A 3,773-nucleotide genomic window follows, 5' to 3' on the forward strand; every position below is an offset into this window, starting at 1 on the left:
ATCTACAAAACAGAATAACTCTGTTATATTCTTATGCATTGGGTAACCTCCTATTGTTGCTAAGATACTGGAGTTTACCCTATTTCTCTCTACTCTCTTTCTAATCCATAGTTAGCGTTAAAAGGGTAACAGCGAGGGTTGTCAAGTAAATTTTTCGCTTTATGACATGCCACAGGCTGGTTTGTTATGCAAGAAGTCTAGCCAATGGCTACGTTTAGAAGTAAGAAATTAGATGTGAAAAGACTTCATTTCTACTGCCAATGCTAGCACCGCTAATTTACTAACCATATTCCAAAGCAATAGAGCTTTATTTTCCACAACTTGGCTGACATCATGGAATTTACAGTCAGTGGAATTTAAGCTAGAATATATATCTTTTCTACTGTTGCACCGGTACAAATAGCACGTTGGCGTATTTCCTATATAATATATCAGCGGTTCTGCAGGACTATGTTCAAATACATCGATGGTTGGCACACCTTCTTGTATAATAACGCTGCTTACTTCTGTTCCTTCTTTTATCTTTTTCATTTTATTGCGCTTTTTTTTATTGAGGCTTAGTACTTCCTCTCCACTTGTTGCTGTTATAATGCCCATTCCGTATGTTCCATTGCTTGCCTTGATGAAAACATAAGGTTGGGTTTCTATTTTATATTCTTCATATTTTTTTTGCACTAAGGACAGCACTTGATCAACTTTAGCTGCCACCGTTTCTAGCGATGAATCGTCATTGAAATTAATACTACTACAACTTGCTGTAGGTGCAGAAATAAGCCACGGGTCTATTTGAAATTCGCTACGAAGTTCGGACGCTAGTTTTTGATAGATTTCAAAATATTGAAATTTCTGCCTGCTGTGCCAACCATATAATGGGCTTGGCACTATCTCTTGTTTTACATTTTCTAGCGTGTCTGGAATGTGGCTTGTCATATCCCGGTTCAGTACAACAACGTCAGGCACAAATCCTGAAGTTGTCTTCAGGAGGGAGTTTTCCTTCACGACAGTTTCATATGGTTCTATGAAATTGTATGCTTCGTTGTGAAATAGGCCCATTCTAGTCTCAAAACCTGCGAGTTGGAGTATTTTTTCTATGGCAAATACGTTCTCTATATACATTTTATTTCGCGTGTAGTTCTCCGGTATTATGAGAATTTTTTTATGTTGTTTTTCTTTAAAGTAGCCCTTCATTAGCTCTGCTGCTATTGCTTTTGATACCTCACTTAGGTTGTTGAACCCTGCAGGAAATAAATTAGCGTCTATAGGGGCGATTTTGTAACCGGAGTTTCTTAGGTCTATGGAGCTATAAAACGGCAATGTGAGGCCATCAAACTTCTCCTCAAACCAACTATTTAAACTTTTTTTTAATTTTGGATGAATTATATTTTGCATCTGCGCTTTTAATGTTATAAGGAAAGTATTATATTATGCGCTATAATTAAACATATCTAGCACATTTGATTAAAGATTAAAGTATAATGAAATTGCCATTTGAAGTGATAGAAAAATGATTCAACATGATAGCAGTAAAATGTATGGAACTACGATACTGTCAATTAGAAGAGACAAAAGTGTAGTAGTAATAGGTGATGGACAGGTTTCACTGGGCCACACTGTTATAAAATCCGGAGCAAAAAAAGTCAGGCGCCTTTCTGGTGATTCTGTAATTGCTGGTTTTGCAGGGGCAACAGCCGATGCATTTACTCTCTTTGAAAGACTGGAATCTAAACTTGATAGGCACCCAGGACAATTAATGAGAGCATGTGTTGAACTTGCAAAAGATTGGAGAATGGATAAATACTTGAGAAAATTGGAAGCTATGATGATTGTTGCAGATAAATCTATTTCGTTAGTGATTACAGGAACAGGTGATGTTCTTGAACCTGAAGATGGGGTCGCAGCTATTGGTTCTGGAGGAAATTTCGCTCTATCCGCAGCAAGAGCTTTAATTGATGTAAAAGGAATATCAATAGAGGAGATAGCGAAAAGAGCTATGAAAATAGCAGCTGATATATGTGTTTATACAAATCATAATGTAGTTATTGAAAAGATAGAGGGATAGTATGTCTTCTGAACAAAAAATTTTATGCACTAGCTTCTCCAATCAGCCTGTGAGGCTTTCAGAAGGGCAGTTTTATGGTAGTGATACCTACAATGAGAAAAATGACCTCTGTGAAGACACTAAAAATGGCTGTGATTCAAATAACAACAATGCTCAAGTTAATAACAGTACACAAGTCTTATTGGACGATCTGCCGCCACAAAAGATAGTTAAGGAGTTGGATAGGTTCATAATTGGACAGAATGACGCAAAGCGTGCTGTCGCTATTGCACTCAGGAATCGTTGGCGTCGCAATAAAGTTCCTCTTCCTTTACGTGATGAAATCATACCTAAAAATATACTGATGATTGGTCATACAGGGATTGGTAAAACAGAAATAGCTCGCCGCTTAGCAAAGCTTGCAGGTGCGCCGTTCATAAAAGTTGAAGCAACGAAATTCACCGAAATAGGATATGTCGGGCGTGATGTTGACTCGATAATACGTGATTTAGTTGATGCAGCAACAGTTTTAGTTAAAGAGAAAGCTCGCAAAGCTTTAGCTAAAAAAGCTTTGAATTTAGCTGAGAGGATAATAGTTAATTCTATGGTTGGTGAAGATGCAACCGAAGAGAGTAAAAGGGTTTTCAGAGAAAAACTGAGAAATAAGGAGTTTGAAGATGGGGAAGTTTCCATTAACGTCAGAGAAAGTAAGAGTGTGCTACCAGCTTTTGATATACCAGGCATGCCAGGTGGGCAAGTTGGCGTGGTGAACGTCACAGAGCTAGTGGGCAAAATGTTTAATGGGGGCAAAAAAACAAAAACTATTACAGTTAAGGTAAAAGAAGCTCGAGAAATATTGATTAACGAAGAAAGTGAGAAGTTAATGGATGAAGACAAGATAATCAAAGAAGCGATTGATCTTGTTAGCAATGAAGGCATAGTATTTTTGGATGAAATAGATAAAATTGCAGCACGTACAGAAGTAAAAGGTGAGGTAAATAGAGAAGGAGTACAACGCGATTTATTGCCACTGCTTGAAGGAACAACCGTTTCAACTAAGTATGGCCATGTGAAGACAGACCATATATTATTTATTGCATCTGGTGCTTTTCATTTATCTAAACCGTCTGACCTTTTGCCAGAATTGCAGGGTAGATTACCTATCAGAGTAGAGCTTAAGGCACTTACTCAAGAGGACTTAATAAGAATATTAAAGGAACCTGAGTCTAGTTTGTTGAAGCAGTACATAGCTTTAATGAAAACAGAAAATGTAATGCTTGAATTCACCGATGATGGCATCGAAACTATAGCTGAAATAGCGTTTACAGTTAATAGGCAAGTGGAAAATATAGGTGCAAGAAGGCTCCACACTATCATGGAGAAACTTTTAGATGAAATAAGTTTTATTGCTACTGAGAAGAACGGTGAAAAATTTGTTATAGATGGCAAGTATGTGAAAGATAAACTCGAATTGATTTCAAAACAGTTGGATTTATCTAAGTTTATACTTTAATAAAGCTCTGATAGTAATAGCAATATTAAAATAGTAGGAAGTAAGCTAAATCATGAGGATTTAGAGAAAAATACAGATGTCAAAATCAAACTTGGCGGTAAAGAATTAAGTCTTGTTAATGCTATAAAAGAGCTAGTCTCTGTGAACAAAATTTTAGAGAAGCCATATGAGAGAACCAACGAAGTTTAAAAAACCCATAAAAACCTCAGCAGTCTTGTCAAA

3 protein-coding genes are annotated in these 3,773 nt (G+C 36.8%); 2 read left to right on the plus strand and 1 reads right to left on the minus strand.

Going from position 1 to position 3,773, the window contains the following annotated elements; genetic code table 11:
• Positions 1-228 precede the first annotated feature (228 nt).
• On the minus strand, positions 229-1,389 hold the full coding sequence (gshA, locus tag GO685_RS03955; protein ID WP_175937663.1) for a glutamate--cysteine ligase: 1,161 nt from the start codon (positions 1,387-1,389) through the stop codon (positions 229-231).
• Between the two features lie 115 nt (positions 1,390-1,504).
• On the opposite strand from gshA, the gene hslV reads away from it, so the two are divergent.
• Positions 1,505-2,059: an ATP-dependent protease subunit HslV gene (gene hslV, locus GO685_RS03960; protein ID WP_041045053.1), complete on the plus strand. Its 555-nt coding sequence runs from the start codon at positions 1,505-1,507 to the stop codon at positions 2,057-2,059.
• Position 2,060: 1 nt separating this feature from the next.
• On the plus strand, positions 2,061-3,551 hold the full coding sequence (gene hslU / locus GO685_RS03965) for an ATP-dependent protease ATPase subunit HslU (RefSeq protein ID WP_175937664.1): 1,491 nt from the start codon (positions 2,061-2,063) through the stop codon (positions 3,549-3,551).
• Positions 3,552-3,773 lie beyond the last annotated feature (222 nt).

This window comes from Wolbachia endosymbiont of Madathamugadia hiepei, assembly GCF_013366855.1.
Classification (GTDB): domain Bacteria; phylum Pseudomonadota; class Alphaproteobacteria; order Rickettsiales; family Anaplasmataceae; genus Wolbachia.

Coding starts and splice junctions, on each gene's coding strand:
- gshA (WP_175937663.1), bottom strand. CDS start 1,389: ATGCAAAATATAATTCATCCAAAATTAAAAAAAAGTTTAAATAGTTGG.
- hslV (WP_041045053.1), top strand. CDS start 1,505: ATGATTCAACATGATAGCAGTAAAATGTATGGAACTACGATACTGTCA.
- hslU (WP_175937664.1), top strand. CDS start 2,061: ATGTCTTCTGAACAAAAAATTTTATGCACTAGCTTCTCCAATCAGCCT.